Origin of the sequence: Stutzerimonas stutzeri (genome assembly GCF_019090095.1) — a bacterium.
GTDB lineage: Bacteria > Pseudomonadota > Gammaproteobacteria > Pseudomonadales > Pseudomonadaceae > Stutzerimonas > Stutzerimonas stutzeri_AN.
The window spans coordinates 1,822,409-1,836,727 of record NZ_JAGQFP010000001.1; the positions used below are offsets into that span (position 1 = coordinate 1,822,409).

Here is a 14,319-nt window from a genome sequence, read left to right on the forward strand (position 1 = left end):
CCCCGAGATAGAGCCGCCGCGACACCGTTGGCGATAATTTGGGTGGAGACGGACCGCAAAGGCTGCCGTCAAGCTCGAATGCCAGCCGCTAGCCACTCGACGACTGCGACGCGCGGGCCGACCGTACGGAAACGAGGCGTTACCGAGTTGGTTCACGTGAGACGAAACGAAACAGTTCCGGAGGAAGGCGTGCTATCTGCGGCCTAAAGCCTTGGATCGGCGACATGAGCGCGCTCCCGAGCCCCTGCGATCGGAGCGGCGAACCAGGACGAGTCAAGCGACCGAGAATGAAATGACCGCGCGATGGGTTGCCGCGCGGTCAAGCCGGCGGGCCGAGCAGCATCAGCCCGAAGCCCGCGAAGATGAGGTGTTTGCTACATGCCTTTAACGGCGTAGATGCCTGGGGCGTTCCGCCAGTAGCCCTTGTAGTCCATGCCATAGCCGAACACATAGCGATCGATGCAACTGAGCCCTGCGTAGTCAGCCTTCAGGTCCGGACGGGCCTTGCGCTGATGATCCTTGTCGACCAATACGGCTGTATGCACGGCGGCAGCACCAGCGTGCCGGCAGAAATCGATGATCGCGCCCAGCGTGTGCCCTTCATCCAGAATGTCGTCGATGATCAGCACATCGCGATCAATGAAGGAAATCTCGGGTTTGGCCTTCCAGAACAGCTCACCACCGCTTGTCTCGTTACGGTAACGGGTAGCGTGCAGATAGGAGAGCTCCAGCGGGAAGTTCAGCTTTGGCACCAGCTTGCCTGAAAAAATCAGCCCGCCGTTCATGACGCAGAACACGACGGGATTGCGCTCCCCCAGGTCCGCATTGATTTTTGCAGCCATCGCATCGATTGCCGCTTCGACCTCGGCTTCGGCATAAAGACAATCGGCTTCGGCCATGATCTGGCGGATATGTGCGAGATCGACGGACATGGCGATGCTCCAAACAGAGTGATGATTCAAGCAGCTCGTAGGGCTACCCACAAAATAAGGGGCGCGACGATACCGATGCAGCCCTTGTCAGGGCAAGCCCCGTTTGACGCTTCAATAGCCGCTCTCAGCCCGATGCATTAATCTACGCCGGTTTATTCGACCGCCGGAGCCGTCCATGACCGTTAGAGAGATTCGCCATCCGCTGATTCGCCACAAACTTGGACTGATGCGCCGCGCAGATATCAGCACCAAGAATTTTCGCGAGCTGGCGCAAGAGGTCGGCTCGATCCTGACATACGAAGCAACGCGAGACCTGCCGCTGGAAAACTACAGCATCGACGGCTGGTGCGGCCCAGTGCAGGTCGAGAAAATATCCGGCAAGAAGATTACCGTGGTCCCCATCCTGCGGGCAGGCATCGGCATGCTGGATGGCGTGCTCAGCCTGATACCCGGCGCCAAGGTCAGCGCGGTGGGTATTGCACGCAATGAAGAAACCCTGCAAGCACACACCTACCTCGAGCGACTGGTCGACGATCTCGATCAGCGCCTGGCCATGATCATCGATCCGATGCTTGCGACCGGCGGCTCCATGGTGGCGGCGATCGACATGCTGAAAAAAGCCGGCTGCAAGGAGATCCGTGCGCTGGTCCTGGTTGCAGCCCCGGAAGGCATACAGGCGGTGGAGAAGGCCCACCCGGACGTGATCATCTACACCGCATCGATCGACGATCATCTTGATGAAAACGGCTACATCGTGCCCGGTCTGGGCGATGCCGGGGACAAGATCTTCGGCACCAAGCAGAAGGACGTCTGAGCATGTCGCAACCCATGGAGGAGCCGCTCGGGCGCCAGGTACTGGCCGGCGCACAGATGCTGTTCGTGGCGTTCGGCGCGCTGGTGCTCATGCCGCTGATCACGGGCATGGACCCCAATGTCGCGCTGTTCACCGCCGGCCTCGGCACCCTGCTGTTCCAGCTGGTTACCAAACGTCAGGTACCGGTTTTCCTCGCGTCCAGCTTTGCGTTTATCGCACCGATCATCGCCGCCAAGGGCGAATTCGGCCTACCCGCCGTACTCGGCGGGGTCATGGCGGCCGGTATCGTCTACATGGTGCTCGGCTTCGCGGTTCGCCTTAAAGGCCCCGGGTTCATCGACAAGCTGTTACCACCCGTCGTCATTGCGCCGGTGATCATTTCCATCGGCCTGGCCCTTTCGCCGGTGGCAGTGAACATGGCGATGGGCAAGGCGGGAGATGGCAGTGCCCAGCTGGTTCCGTACGCGACGGCGATGCTGATCTCCATGCCCGCCCTGCTGACGACATTGCTCGTCGCCGTGTTGGGTAAAGGCCTGTTCCGGCTGGTTCCCATTCTCGCGGGCGTTGCGGTTGGATACGGACTGTCGCTGGCGTTTGGCGTCGTGGATACCACCGGTATCGTGGCAGCACCCTGGCTGGCACTACCGAACTTCGTTGCGCCGGAGTTCCACTGGGGCGCCATCCTGTTCATGGTGCCGGTGGCACTGGCACCTGCGATCGAGCACATCGGCGGGGTAGTGGCCATCGGTGGCGTGACGGGGAATAACTTCATCAAGAAGCCCGGCTTGCACCGCACGCTGCTGGGCGATGGCCTGGCAACCTCGGCCGCCGGTCTGTTTGGCGGCCCGCCCAACACCACCTACGCCGAGGTGACCGGCGCGGTCATGCTGACCAAGAATTACAACCCGAAGGTCATGACCTGGGCGGCAATCTTCGCCATCGTCCTGGCCTTCATCGGCAAGTTCGGCGCGGGCCTGCTGAGCATCCCAGTGCCGGTCATGGGCGGCATCCTGTGCTTGCTGTTCGGCTCGATCGCGGTGGTCGGCCTGAGCACATTGATTCGTCATCAGGTGGACCTCTCCGAGGCACGCAACCTGATCATCGTCTCGGTGACGCTGGTGTTCGGGATCGGCGGCATGGCTTTCGGCTACGGTGAATTCAGCCTGTCGGGCATCTCGCTGTGCGCCATCATCGCGCTGACGCTCAACCTCCTGCTGCCGGGCGGCGACGGCTGGAAGAACAAGCAGCTCGACGAGAACAGCTGACGGTAACCGCCAGCACGGCTCGTGCTGGCGGCTCACCCCTCGATAACGCAAGCGCTACAGCCATCTCCGGCCCTGACGCGTAGACTGCGGGAATGACCTACCCCGCGATCCCCCACCATCAGCTAGCGAACGACCGCGTCAGCTGCTCGACCTGCGCGGCCTGCTGCTGCCGGCTCGAAGTACTCCTGCTCACCGACACCGGCGTACCCAAGCGTTTCATTGACGAGGACGCCTGGGGTGGCCAAGTCATGCGCCGCCTGGACGATGGCTGGTGTGCAGCGCTCGATCGAGACAGCATGCGCTGTTCCATCTACGCGCAGCGACCGCTGATCTGTCGGGAGTTCGAGCTGGGTTCGGAAGACTGCCTGGAAGAGCGAAAGGGCTCGGCGACAGCCTATCTGGAAGAACGCTGACGGCGGTAGATCGCCGTCAGCCATAGCGCCAATCGCTTAGAACGACGCCCGGTAATGCACCGCGTAGCTCTCGATGCCATCGTTGGGATTCTTGAGTCCGGCGTTGGAGTAATGAATCGCGCGGATGCCGATCTCATGCCCACCCGCGAATCGCAGCCCGGCGCCCAAGCGATCTTCGAACTGGAACGACGAACCCAGGTCGTTGCCCTCGATTTCAGTGTTTTCGAATGCTGCAACACCGACGCCCAACTCCACATAGGGCTTCACCGAGTCGCCCGCGAACTCGTACACGAATACCGGAGCCAGCGAGATGCTGTGGTTGCTGGACGTCTCGTCACCTTCCCAATAGGTGTAACCGGCATCCCAGTAACCGGTCACCCGACCGACGCTGGTCTCGAACCAGCTGCGATTGAAATCGAATTGCGCGCCGAGGCGATAGGTCATGGTCGACTCGCCAGTCCGGCCCACGGCCGCAGTCAGATCCAGCGCCTGCGCGGTCGCTACCTGACCCAGCGAAACAGCCAGAACGGCAGCGAGAGAGATCAGTTTTTTCATTCCAAATTTCCTTATCGAAAGGTGGCATCGCTTGTTGTTTTCGAGCATTGACTCAAATACAGAAAGCTGGCGCAGCGGGGAGTTCCTAGTCAGGACAGGCTTCAACCACTCCGTTTTCCCCCCAAAGTATAGGCAATACATCAGCTAATCGGCGGGGATCGCCGCTACTCCAGAAGTGCGCAGTCATCGCGCCCTCGCCGAGCTGGTCTCGTGCCGCAAGAACCGTTTCGAGATGCCTCGCCACCGCCGCTCCGGTGTCGACCAGCGTGACCGTCGAAGGCAGTAACTTGGTCAGTAGCGGTTTGAGGAACGGATAATGGGTGCAGCCGAGGATCAGCGTATCGCAGCCCTGATCGATCAGGGGCTGCACAAAGCCGAGTAGCAATGTGCGTGTCGCTTCGGTGTCGAGCGCTCCCGCTTCGACACACTCCACAAGCCCAGGGCACGGCTGGGTGATGACGCGCACATCACTGGCGAAACGATCCAGCAAAGCCGCGAACCTCGCGCTTTTCAACGTACCTGTCGTGGCCAACACGCCCACCACGCCGCTGCGGGTGGCCCGGGCTGCCGGTTTCACCGCGGGCTCCATCCCCACCAGCGGGACATCAGGATACAGTTCGCGAAGCTCGGCCACCGCTGCGGCGGTCGCCGTGTTGCAGGCCAGGACGAGTGCCTTGGCACCCTGCCCCAACAAGAAACCGGCGATTGTCCGACAACGTGCGCGGATGTACTCCGGGCTTTTTTCGCCGTAAGGAACATGGCCGCTGTCGGCCAGATAAAGCAACGACTCCCGGGGTAGCCGCGCACGAATCTCACGCAGCACGGAGAGCCCCCCGACCCCGGAGTCAAAGACGCCGATCGGCGCATTGTCAGCCATGGCTGCTACCGCAGACCGTGCAGCCCGGGTCCCGCTTGACCCTGAGCTCGCGGAAACGCGTCGACAGCGCGTCGACCAGAAGCAGACGCCCGATCAGCGGCTCGCCGAAGCCGGCAAGCAACTTCAGCGCTTCGAGCGCCTGCAGGCTACCCACCATACCGACGACCGGCCCGAGCACACCCGCCTCGCTGCACGTCAGTTCGGCCTCGCTGCCATGGCCGTACAGACAGTGATAGCAAGGGCTGGTCGGGACGCGCGGATCGAATACCGAAAGCTGCCCCTCCAGGCGTATCGCAGCACCGCTCACCAAGGGGACTTGCGCAGCGACGCAGGCCGCGTTGACGGCCTCACGGACGGCGAAGTTATCCGTGCAGTCGAGGACCAGATCCACCGCGGCCACCGCAGCACCCAGGATATCGACATCCATGGCCGAGCGATGCGGCACGAGCGTGATCGAAGGATTAAGCAGCGACAGCCGAGCCATCGCCGAATCCACTTTCGACGTGCCGACCGAAGCTGAATCGTGCAACACCTGCCGCTGCAGATTGGTCAGGTCGACCGTATCGAAGTCCGCCAGGTGCAGCTCACCAACGCCGGCCGCCGCCAGATACAGCGCCACCGGCGAGCCCAGCCCACCCAGCCCGACGATCAGCACCCGGCTCTGCTTGAGCTTGAGCTGGCCCTCGATATCGACCTGTTTCAGCAAGATCTGCCGGCTGTAACGCAGCAGCTCGTCATCGCTCAGCATGTCGCTCTCCTGGATGATGAAATCATGGCCGGCAACCGAGGCTGATACGCTCGTGGCCGCCAAGATCGGTGCGAGTCTGGACATCGGTAAACCCGCTCGCGACGAGCAGCTCTCGCACCGCCGCGGCTTGGTCGTATCCGTGCTCCAACAAGAGCCAACCGGCACTGGTCAGATGCTCCGGGGCGCAGGCGATGATCTGACGAATATCGTCCAGACCGTCATCACCCGCCACCAACGCGCTGCTCGGCTCGAAGCGCACGTCCCCCTCGTGAAGATGTGGATCGTGCGCCGGGATATAGGGTGGATTACTGACAATGAGCGCAAAGCGCTGCCCATCCAGCGCTGAAAACCACCGACTCTCGCAAAACACCGCGTTACCGAGATGCAACCGCTGGGCGTTGCGCGCCGCCAGCGCGACCGCTTCGGCAACGCGATCGACGCCGGTCACTCGCCAGGCCGGACGTTCATGCGCCAGTGCCAGGGCAATCGCGCCAGTGCCGGTCCCCAGATCCAGAATGTCAGCCGGTGTCGCTGGCAAGAGCTGTAACGCGGTTTCCACCAGCAGCTCGGTGTCCGGCCTCGGGATCAAGGTGTGCGGGGCGACCTCGAGTTCAAGGCTCCAGAAGCCCTGGCGGCCCAGTATGTAGGCCACCGGTTCACCGCGCCGACGCCGCGCCAGGTCAGCGACGAAGCGCGCCTCGCACTCTGCAGGCACCTCCCGCTCAGGCCAGGTACGCAGATAGCTGGCCGGCTTGCCCAGCGCAGCCGCCAGGAGCCATTCGGCATCTAGCTTGGCGGACGGTGACTCCGACAGAACGGCAGTACGAAGCAATGATTCGATGGTGGCCATGATGGCGCTTCCGTAGGGGCCCGGCGGCGGCAGATGCGGCCTGCCGGGATCAAGTCAGTATGGTCAACGGAGGGAGATGAACGGGGCCCGGCACCGTCACTCACGAGCCCCGGTCAATCCCCCAGTGCCGCCAGCTGGTCCGCCTGGTATTCCTGCAGCAGCGGCTCGATCACCTGCTCGACTGCGCCTCCGATCACTTCATTGAGCGAATAAAGGGTCAGGTTGATACGGTGATCGGTGACCCGCCCCTGCGGAAAATTGTAGGTACGGATGCGTTCGGAGCGATCGCCCGAGCCGACCAGCAACTTGCGCGTATCGGAGATTTCCTTGTGGGCCGCGCTGTCCTGCACGTCCTGCAGCTTGGCGGCCAGCCAGGCCATGGCACGAGCGCGGTTCTTGTGTTGCGAGCGCTCTTCCTGGCACTCCACCACGATGCCGCTGGGCAAGTGGGTTATGCGCACCGCCGAGTCGGTTTTATTGATGTGCTGGCCACCGGCACCGGAAGCCCGGTAGGTGTCGACGCGCAAGTCGGCCGGGTTGATCTCGATGGCGATCTGCTCATCCGGCTCCGGCAATACCGCAACGGTGCAGGCCGACGTATGGATACGCCCCTGGGATTCGGTTTCCGGGACGCGCTGCACGCGATGCGCGCCAGATTCGAACTTGAGCTTGGCAAAGACGTTGTCGCCTTCGACGCGCGAGATGACTTCCTTATAGCCGCCGTGCTCGCCAGGGCTCTCGGACAGGATCTCGACACGCCAGCCCTGCCGCTCGGCATAACGTGAATACATCCGAAACAGGTCGCCGGAGAAGATCGCCGCCTCGTCACCACCGGTACCGGCGCGGATTTCGAGAAAGACGTTGCGGCCGTCCTTGGGATCCTTGGGCAGCAGCATGCGCTGCAGCCGAGCCTCGATCTCTTCGAGCTTCGTGCGGGTTTCAGCGACCTCTTCCTCCGCCATTTCGCGAACGTCCGGGTCACTGTCCTTGAGCAAAGCCTGCGCACCTTCCAGATCGGATTGCAGCTTGAGGAATTCGCGGTAGGTGGCGATGACTGGTTCAACCTCGGCGTATTCGCGCGAATACGCGCGGAAACGCGTCTGGTCGCTGATGACCTCGGCATCGCCGAGCAGCGCCGTCAGTTCTTCGAAGCGGTCCTGCAGGATATCGAGTTTGTTGAGCAGAGACGCTTTCATGTTTTGTCCGTACTGTCCAAGGCGAACAGCTCCTGAACGATGCCCAGGGCTTCTATGCGCCCTTCGGCGGAAAGTTTTTTCAGCTGAACGCTGGGTGCGTGTAGCAGTTTGTTGGTCAGTCCGCGGGCCAACTGAGCCAGTGCATCCTCGGCGGTCCCACCATTGGCCAGCAACCGCTGGGCCTTGAGAATCTCCTCATCGCGGATCCGCTCGGCTTGTTGACGATAAGCCTTGAGCACGTCCACCGCCGCGAGCTCGCGCAAGCGCGCCATGAATTCGTCGGTACCGGCAGCGACCAGCTCTTCGGCCGCCTGCGCCGCGCCCTGGCGGCTCTTGAGGTTTTCCGCGACGACTTCATGCAGATCATCCACCGTATAGAGGTAGACGTCGTCCAGTTCTCCGACCTGCGCCTCGATGTCGCGCGGCACGGCGATGTCGACCATGAACATCGGCTTGTGCTTGCGCTTTTTCAGCGCCTGCTCGACCGCCCCCTTGCCGAGGATCGGCAACTGGCTGGCCGTCGAACTGATGACGATGTCGCTGCTGTAGAGCTCGTGCGGGATGTCGGCAAGCAGGATCGCATGAGCACCGAACTGCTCGGCCAGCGCGCTGGCACGCTCGAGCGTACGGTTGGCGACCACGATGCGCTTGACGCCCTGCTCGTGCAGATGGCGAGCGACCAGCGTGATGGTTTCCCCGGCCCCGATCAGCAAGGCCTGGCTGCGATGCAGGTTGGCGAAGATTTGCTTGGCCAGGCTGACCGCGGCAAAGGCCACCGAAACCGGGTTTTCGCCGATCGCCGTATCAGTGCGGACGGTCTTGGCCGTGCTGAACGTTGCCTGAAACAGCCGCCCCAACAGCGGGCCGACGCTGCCGGCCTCCCGCGCCACGGCGTAAGCGGACTTCATCTGCCCAAGGATCTGCGGCTCGCCCAACACCATCGAGTCCAACCCCGAAGCCACACGCATCATGTGCTGCACGGCCTGCTCATCGATATGCACGTAGGCGCAGGCCTTGAGGTCGTCCAAGCTCAGCCGGTGGTAGTTGGCCAACCAGGCCAGTACCGCGTCGGCCTCGATCTGCTCCTGCTCCAGGTACAGCTCGCTGCGGTTGCAGGTCGACAGGATCGCCGCTTCGCGCGTCGGCGTAACACGACACAACTGCTGCAGCGCTTCGACCATTTGCTCGGGCGTGAAGGCAACACGCTCGCGCACATCCACCGATGCGGTCTTGTGATTAATGCCAAGCGCGATGAAAGCCATGCAGGGTCGCTGATTCGAAAAACGGAGCGCGCGATTCTCCTACTTCGCCTGCTCCAGAACAACCGTTGCCGGTCATTGTCTGTACCCTGATCAAGTGATCTATCCGCATCGCAATGCCACCCCCATGGGCTTGCCTGATAGCTTGTGTCATCATGCCGCGACCGCAGACAGCCTTATATTCCCTATGAAAAAACTCCTCGTCTTCAGCGCCGTGCTGCTTCTCGGTGGCTGCCAAAGCTTCATGCAGAGCGCTCCCGACAGCGGCCCGCCCGTCGAGGAGGCTACGCCGGAAACGGCCAAAAGCGGCCCCAGCGAGTACGGCTCGTTCAGCGGCGACACGCTTTACGCTTTGCTGGTGGCTGAACTCGCGGGACAGCGCAATCGCTTCGATATCGCCTTGGGCAATTATGTCCAGCAGGCCAATGCAACCCAGGACGCGGGGGTGGCCGAGCGCGGCTTCCGTATTGCCGAATACCTTGGTGCCGACCAAGCGGCACTGGACACGGCGCTGATCTGGGCGAACAACGCACCGGACAACCTCGACGCCCAGCGTGCCGCCGCCGTGCAGCTGGCGCGCGCCGGCCGCTACGAGGAATCGCTGGCGTTCATGGAGAAGGTTCTCCAGGGACAAGGCGACACGCACTTCGACTTTCTGGCCCTCTCGGCGGCCGAAACCGATCCGGACACGCGAACCGGCTTGCTCAAGAGCTTCGATCAGCTGTTGGCCAAGCATCCGGACAACCCTCAGCTCAAATTCGGCAAGGCCGTGCTGCTGCAACAGGATGGCCATCCAGAGGAAGCACTAGCGCTACTCGAAGAGCAACCGGCACGGGAACAGGAGATTCCGTCGATCCTGCTGCAGGCTCGGCTGCTGCAGATGCTCGAGCGCAGCAAGGAAGCCCTGCCCCTGCTCGAGAAAAGCCTGCGCCAGCACCCCGAAGACAAGCGCCTGCGGCTGACTTATGCCCGTCTACTGGTCGAGCAGGACCGTCTCGACGAGGCCATGGGCGAGTTCGCCACACTGGTTCAGCAGCATCCGGGCGACGACGACCTGCGCTTCTCGATGGCACTGGTGTGCCTCGAAGCACAGGCCTGGCGCGAAGCGATCGTATACCTGGAAGAGCTGATCGAGCGCGGCAGTCACCTTGACGCCGCGAACTTCAATCTCGGCCGCGCCTACCGCGAGCTGGGCCAGCATGAAAAGGCGCTCGCCGCATTCGCCAAGGTCGGCCCGGGTAACGAATATCTTCCGGCAAAGCTGATGCAGGCCGAGCTGCTGTTTTCCCTGCAGCGCAACCAGGAGGCATCGCAGTTGCTGACCAGCGCCCGCGAAGAGCAGCCCGATTACGCGATCCAGCTTTATCTCATCGAGATCGAAGCACTATCCAACCAGGGACAGACCGAAGCCGCGTGGCAGCGGTCAGAGCAGGCGCTGGAGCAGTTCCCCGAGGACCTCAACCTGCTCTATACCCGGGCGATGATCGCCGAAAAGCGTGGCGACCTGGCGCAATTGGAACAAGACCTCAGATTCATCATCGAACGCGAGCCCGACAATGCCATGGCGATCAATGCGCTGGGCTACACCTTGGCTGACCGCACCGACCGATACGATGAGGCTCTGGCGCTCATCGAGCAGGCCTACCAGATCAATCCCGATGATGCCGCCATCCTCGACAGCCTGGGCTGGGTCAATTATCGCCTGGGCAATTTGCAGGAGGCCGAAACCCAACTACGCAAGGCCTACCAGCGCTTTGCCGATCACGAGATTGCCGCTCACCTCGGCGAGGTGCTCTGGGCCGCTGGCGAACAGCGCGAAGCGCGTCGCATCTGGAGCGAAGCGCTCAAGCAGCAACCGGATAGCGAGGTCCTGCGAGAAACCATCAAACGCCTGACCGGCTCGGAGAAACCCTGACCCATGAAGCTGATGCGCAACCTGCTGGCGCCCACCCTCGCCGTGCTACTGGCTGGCTGTGCCGGCCTCGCTCCCCAGGAGACCGTTGAGGGCCCGGGTAACGCCCAGGACTGGAAAACGCACAAAGCACAGATCAGCGAGATCGACGGCTGGCAGATCAACGGCAAGATCGGCATTCGCGCCCCGCAGGATTCGGGCAGCGGCACCCTGTTCTGGTTGCAGCGCCAGGATTATTTCGACATTCGTCTCTCCGGCCCGCTGGGGCGTGGCGCCACGCGCCTGACCGGTCGCCCCGATGCGGTCGCGCTGGAAGTGGCAGGCCAGGGGCGCTTCGAGGCCGAGTCACCGGAAGCCCTGGTGGAAAGCCAGCTCGGCTGGCAATTGCCGGTTTCGAACCTGCTCTGGTGGATACGTGGCCTGCCCGCCCCGGACAGCCGTAGCCGAGTCGCCCTGGATGGCAACGGCCGTCTCGCCCATCTCCAGCAGGACGGCTGGGACGTGCAGTACCTTGGCTACAGCGATGAGAACGGCTTCGCCCTGCCATCGCGCATCAAACTGGCAGGCCGCGACCTGCAGATCACGCTGGTGGTCAAGGACTGGCAACCACGCCGGCTCGGCCACTGATGCGCAGCCTGACCTTGCCGGCCCCGGCGAAACTCAATCTGATGCTGCACATCCTCGGCCGTCGCGACGATGGCTACCACGACCTGCAGACGCTGTTCCAGTTTCTCGACCATGGTGACGAGCTCAGCTTCGCGCCGCGCACCGACGGGAAGATCCAGCTGCATACCGATTTGCCTGGCGTCGATCACGACAGCAACCTGATCGTGCGCGCCGCTCGCCTGCTGCAACGCCATAGCGGCTGCGCGCTGGGTGCCGATATCGAGCTGATCAAGCGCCTGCCCATGGGCGGCGGCATCGGTGGCGGCAGCTCCGACGCAGCCACGACCTTGCTGGGGCTCGATCATCTCTGGCAAACCCACCTTGGCGAGGAGCGGCTGGCCGAGATCGGCCTGTCGCTGGGCGCAGATGTCCCGGTCTTCGTCCGCGGCCGTGCGGCCTTCGCCGAAGGCGTCGGCGAACGCCTGCAACCGGTCGAACTCAGCGAGCCCTGGTTCCTCGTAATCGCTCCGCAAGTCTCTGTTAGTACAGCGGAAATATTTTCCGACCCAGAGTTGACACGCAATACCCCGGCCATTACAGTTCGCAGCCTTCTTGCAGGGGGCGGTCGTAACGACTGTCAGCCGGTGGTCGAGAAGCGTTATCCGGAAGTCCGTAACGCTTTGAGCTTGTTGAACAATTTTGTTCCAGCAAGAATGACCGGCACTGGAGCTTGTGTGTTTGGGAGCTTCCCAAACAAAGGTGAGGCTGATAAAGTTTGCCGCCAACTTCCAGCCGATTTACCAGCTTTCGTAGCTCAAGGCCGCAACATTTCGATGCTGCACCGAAGGCTCGCGCAACTGGCGCAGGAAGTGAGTAGCTAGATCAGGTTGTACATTACAGGGGCGTCGCCAAGCGGTAAGGCAGCAGGTTTTGATCCTGCCATGCGTTGGTTCGAATCCAGCCGCCCCTGCCATAACCTCTCGAGGTTAGTACAACAGCAAGCACATTGAGATTGACTCTACAGGGGCGTCGCCAAGCGGTAAGGCAGCAGGTTTTGATCCTGCCATGCGTTGGTTCGAATCCAGCCGCCCCTGCCAAACATCACGAGAGCTGTTCAAAATGCCTGGCCTTTTGAACAGCTTTTTGTTTCATCGGATCCACCCTCAGGCAGGTACTGCGCGTGTCCAAGATGATGGTCTTCACGGGGAACGCCAACCCCGACCTGGCCCGGCGTGTCGTACGTCAGCTGCACATCCCTCTCGGTGACGCCTACGTCGGCAAATTCTCCGACGGCGAGATCAGTGTCGAAATCAACGAGAACGTTCGCGGCAAGGACGTCTTTCTGATTCAACCGACCTGTGCCCCCACCAACGACAATCTGATGGAACTGGTTGTGATGGCAGACGCCTTCCGCCGGTCCTCCGCCACCCGTATCACAGCCGTCATTCCGTACTTTGGCTACGCCCGTCAGGATCGCCGTCCGCGCTCCGCACGTGTGCCGATCAGCGCCAAAGTCGTGGCCGACATGCTCGATGTGGTGGGCGTCAACCGCGTTCTCACGGTCGATCTGCACGCCGATCAGATCCAGGGCTTCTTCGACATGCCCGTGGACAACATCTACGGCTCGCCGGTCCTGGTCGATGACATCCAGGCTCAACGCTTCGAGAACCTGATGATCGTCTCCCCCGACATCGGTGGTGTGGTGCGTGCTCGCGCCGTCGCCAAGTCGCTGGGTGTGGATCTGGCGATCATCGACAAGCGTCGTCCGAAGGCCAACCAGTCCGAAGTGATGCACATCATCGGTGATATCGAAGGCCGTACCTGCATCCTCGTCGATGACATGGTCGATACCGCCGGTACCCTGTGCCACGCCGCCACGGCTCTGAAAGACCATGGCGCTGCCAAGGTCTATGCGTATTGCACACACCCCATCCTGTCCGGCCGCGCCATCGAGAACATCGACGGCTCGGTCCTCGACGAGCTGGTGGTGACCAATACCATTCCGCTGTCCGCAGCGGCCCAAGCTTGTACACGTATTCGCCAGTTGGACATCGCGCCAATGGTGGCTGAAGCGGTTCGCCGCATCAGCAATGCTGAATCGATCAGTGCGATGTTCCGCTAAGCCCAGCGCTTAGCCCTTCGCGCAGAACGAAAATGTGCCCCGCCTCGTGCGGGGCTTTTTGCCCAACCGCCCGGTAGCGCTGGTCGCGAGCGTTTCGGGTGCGTTGTTATCCTGGAGAAACACAATGACTGATTTCACCCTGAATGCCCAAGTGCGTTCCGACCTGGGGAAAGGTGCGAGCCGCCGCCTGCGTCGTAACGCTAGCCTCGTCCCGGCCGTCATCTACGGTGGCGACAAGGCCCCGCAATCCATCAGCCTGCTGGCCAAAGACCTGGCCAAGATGCTGGAAAACGAAGCCTCTTTCAGCCACGTGCTGACCCTGAACGTCGACGGCCAGAACGAATCCGTTCTGATCAAGGCGCTGCAGCGCCATCCGGCCAAGAGCTTCGTCCTGCACGCCGACTTCGTCCGCGTCGTTGAAGGCCACAAGCTGACCGCTACCGTTCCGCTGCACTTCATCAACCAGGAAACCTCGGTTGGCGTGAAGCAGCAGGGTGGCGAAATCCTGCACAACATCAACGAAGTCGAAGTGACCTGCATGCCGCAGGATCTGCCTGAGTTCATCGAAGTCGACATGGCCAATGTCGAGATCGGCCAGGTAGTGCACATGACCGACCTGAAACTGCCGAAAGGCGTTCAGCTGGTCTCGCTGGCACACGGCAGTGACCTGCCGGTTGCCAACGTTCACGCGCCTCGCGTGAACAAGGAAGACACTCCGAAAGAAGAAGGCGCTGCCGAGTAATCCACTCGTCATCACCTGAGGAAGGGCC

Annotated in this window: 15 protein-coding genes and 2 tRNA genes; 10 read left to right on the forward strand and 7 right to left on the reverse strand. The window is 62.0% G+C overall.

Annotation, left to right across the window (positions count from 1 at the left end; all coding sequences use genetic code 11):
- Positions 1-374: 374 nt before the first annotated feature.
- A complete protein-coding gene (locus KVO92_RS07900) occupies positions 375-932 on the reverse strand; it encodes a hypoxanthine-guanine phosphoribosyltransferase (RefSeq protein WP_217475047.1) in 558 nt (185 codons plus the stop codon).
- A 175-nt stretch (positions 933-1,107) separates the two neighbouring features.
- On the opposite strand from KVO92_RS07900, the gene upp reads away from it, so the two are divergent.
- From upp to KVO92_RS07915, 3 genes are all read left to right on the forward strand, one after another.
- A complete protein-coding gene (gene upp / locus KVO92_RS07905) occupies positions 1,108-1,746 on the forward strand; it encodes a uracil phosphoribosyltransferase (RefSeq protein WP_217475048.1) in 639 nt (212 codons plus the stop codon).
- Positions 1,747-1,748: 2 nt separating this feature from the next.
- Positions 1,749-3,011: a uracil-xanthine permease family protein gene (locus KVO92_RS07910; protein ID WP_217475049.1), complete on the forward strand. Its 1,263-nt coding sequence runs from the start codon at positions 1,749-1,751 to the stop codon at positions 3,009-3,011.
- 92 nt (positions 3,012-3,103) lie between these two features.
- Positions 3,104-3,424 (forward strand): YkgJ family cysteine cluster protein, encoded by a 321-nt coding sequence (locus tag KVO92_RS07915; RefSeq protein WP_217475050.1) that lies wholly within the window; start codon positions 3,104-3,106, stop codon positions 3,422-3,424.
- Between the two features lie 36 nt (positions 3,425-3,460).
- On the opposite strand, the gene KVO92_RS07920 is transcribed toward KVO92_RS07915, so the two are convergent.
- The 6 genes from KVO92_RS07920 to hemA all read right to left on the reverse strand — a co-directional run bounded on the left by KVO92_RS07920 (position 3,461) and on the right by hemA (position 8,912).
- Positions 3,461-3,979, reverse strand: coding sequence for an acyloxyacyl hydrolase (locus KVO92_RS07920; RefSeq protein ID WP_217475051.1), 519 nt, complete (start codon positions 3,977-3,979; stop codon positions 3,461-3,463).
- A gap of 85 nt (positions 3,980-4,064) precedes the next feature.
- Positions 4,065-4,856: a glutamate racemase gene (gene murI / locus KVO92_RS07925; RefSeq protein ID WP_217475052.1), complete on the reverse strand. Its 792-nt coding sequence runs from the start codon at positions 4,854-4,856 to the stop codon at positions 4,065-4,067.
- Positions 4,849-5,604: a molybdopterin-synthase adenylyltransferase MoeB gene (locus KVO92_RS07930; protein ID WP_217475053.1), complete on the reverse strand. Its 756-nt coding sequence runs from the start codon at positions 5,602-5,604 to the stop codon at positions 4,849-4,851. Before KVO92_RS07930 ends, murI begins: the two co-directional genes overlap by 8 nt.
- 22 nt (positions 5,605-5,626) lie before the next feature.
- A complete protein-coding gene (gene prmC, locus KVO92_RS07935; protein ID WP_217475054.1) occupies positions 5,627-6,454 on the reverse strand; it encodes a peptide chain release factor N(5)-glutamine methyltransferase in 828 nt (275 codons plus the stop codon).
- Positions 6,455-6,567: 113 nt separating this feature from the next.
- The gene (gene prfA / locus KVO92_RS07940; RefSeq protein WP_217475055.1) at positions 6,568-7,650 is read right to left on the reverse strand and encodes a peptide chain release factor 1; all 1,083 of its coding nucleotides are present in this window, start codon (positions 7,648-7,650) and stop codon (positions 6,568-6,570) included.
- Positions 7,647-8,912 (reverse strand): glutamyl-tRNA reductase, encoded by a 1,266-nt coding sequence (gene hemA / locus KVO92_RS07945; protein ID WP_217475056.1) that lies wholly within the window; start codon positions 8,910-8,912, stop codon positions 7,647-7,649. The genes prfA and hemA overlap by 4 nt, the downstream gene beginning before the upstream one ends.
- A 184-nt stretch (positions 8,913-9,096) precedes the next feature.
- Between hemA and KVO92_RS07950 the strand changes: the two genes are divergently transcribed.
- The 7 genes from KVO92_RS07950 to KVO92_RS07980 all read left to right on the forward strand — a co-directional run bounded on the left by KVO92_RS07950 (position 9,097) and on the right by KVO92_RS07980 (position 14,291).
- The gene (locus KVO92_RS07950) at positions 9,097-10,824 is read left to right on the forward strand and encodes a tetratricopeptide repeat protein (protein ID WP_217475057.1); all 1,728 of its coding nucleotides are present in this window, start codon (positions 9,097-9,099) and stop codon (positions 10,822-10,824) included.
- A 3-nt stretch (positions 10,825-10,827) separates the two neighbouring features.
- The gene (gene lolB / locus KVO92_RS07955) at positions 10,828-11,448 is read left to right on the forward strand and encodes a lipoprotein insertase outer membrane protein LolB (RefSeq protein ID WP_217475058.1); all 621 of its coding nucleotides are present in this window, start codon (positions 10,828-10,830) and stop codon (positions 11,446-11,448) included.
- Positions 11,448-12,308 (forward strand): 4-(cytidine 5'-diphospho)-2-C-methyl-D-erythritol kinase, encoded by an 861-nt coding sequence (ispE, locus tag KVO92_RS07960; protein ID WP_217475059.1) that lies wholly within the window; start codon positions 11,448-11,450, stop codon positions 12,306-12,308. Before lolB ends, ispE begins: the two co-directional genes overlap by 1 nt.
- A gap of 17 nt (positions 12,309-12,325) precedes the next feature.
- Positions 12,326-12,400: transfer RNA gene (locus KVO92_RS07965), tRNA-Gln, on the forward strand.
- A 49-nt stretch (positions 12,401-12,449) separates the two neighbouring features.
- Positions 12,450-12,524, forward strand: a tRNA-Gln gene (locus KVO92_RS07970).
- An 83-nt stretch (positions 12,525-12,607) separates the two neighbouring features.
- Positions 12,608-13,549, forward strand: coding sequence for a ribose-phosphate pyrophosphokinase (locus tag KVO92_RS07975; protein WP_181298903.1), 942 nt, complete (start codon positions 12,608-12,610; stop codon positions 13,547-13,549).
- 124 nt (positions 13,550-13,673) lie between these two features.
- Complete coding sequence (locus tag KVO92_RS07980) at positions 13,674-14,291, forward strand: 50S ribosomal protein L25/general stress protein Ctc (RefSeq protein ID WP_217475060.1); 618 nt, start codon at positions 13,674-13,676, stop codon at positions 14,289-14,291.
- The last annotated feature ends 28 nt before the right edge of the window (positions 14,292-14,319 follow it).

Excerpts from the sequence above, each read along its gene's own strand:
- KVO92_RS07900 (WP_217475047.1), bottom strand. The coding sequence starts at position 932 with ATGTCCGTCGATCTCGCACATATCCGCCAGATCATGGCCGAAGCCGAT.
- upp (WP_217475048.1), top strand. The coding sequence starts at position 1,108 with ATGACCGTTAGAGAGATTCGCCATCCGCTGATTCGCCACAAACTTGGA.
- KVO92_RS07910 (WP_217475049.1), top strand. The coding sequence starts at position 1,749 with ATGTCGCAACCCATGGAGGAGCCGCTCGGGCGCCAGGTACTGGCCGGC.
- KVO92_RS07915 (WP_217475050.1), top strand. The coding sequence starts at position 3,104 with ATGACCTACCCCGCGATCCCCCACCATCAGCTAGCGAACGACCGCGTC.
- KVO92_RS07920 (WP_217475051.1), bottom strand. The coding sequence starts at position 3,979 with ATGAAAAAACTGATCTCTCTCGCTGCCGTTCTGGCTGTTTCGCTGGGT.
- murI (WP_217475052.1), bottom strand. The coding sequence starts at position 4,856 with ATGGCTGACAATGCGCCGATCGGCGTCTTTGACTCCGGGGTCGGGGGG.
- KVO92_RS07930 (WP_217475053.1), bottom strand. The coding sequence starts at position 5,604 with ATGCTGAGCGATGACGAGCTGCTGCGTTACAGCCGGCAGATCTTGCTG.
- prmC (WP_217475054.1), bottom strand. The coding sequence starts at position 6,454 with ATGGCCACCATCGAATCATTGCTTCGTACTGCCGTTCTGTCGGAGTCA.
- prfA (WP_217475055.1), bottom strand. The coding sequence starts at position 7,650 with ATGAAAGCGTCTCTGCTCAACAAACTCGATATCCTGCAGGACCGCTTC.
- hemA (WP_217475056.1), bottom strand. The coding sequence starts at position 8,912 with ATGGCTTTCATCGCGCTTGGCATTAATCACAAGACCGCATCGGTGGAT.
- KVO92_RS07950 (WP_217475057.1), top strand. The coding sequence starts at position 9,097 with ATGAAAAAACTCCTCGTCTTCAGCGCCGTGCTGCTTCTCGGTGGCTGC.
- lolB (WP_217475058.1), top strand. The coding sequence starts at position 10,828 with ATGAAGCTGATGCGCAACCTGCTGGCGCCCACCCTCGCCGTGCTACTG.
- ispE (WP_217475059.1), top strand. The coding sequence starts at position 11,448 with ATGCGCAGCCTGACCTTGCCGGCCCCGGCGAAACTCAATCTGATGCTG.
- KVO92_RS07980 (WP_217475060.1), top strand. The coding sequence starts at position 13,674 with ATGACTGATTTCACCCTGAATGCCCAAGTGCGTTCCGACCTGGGGAAA.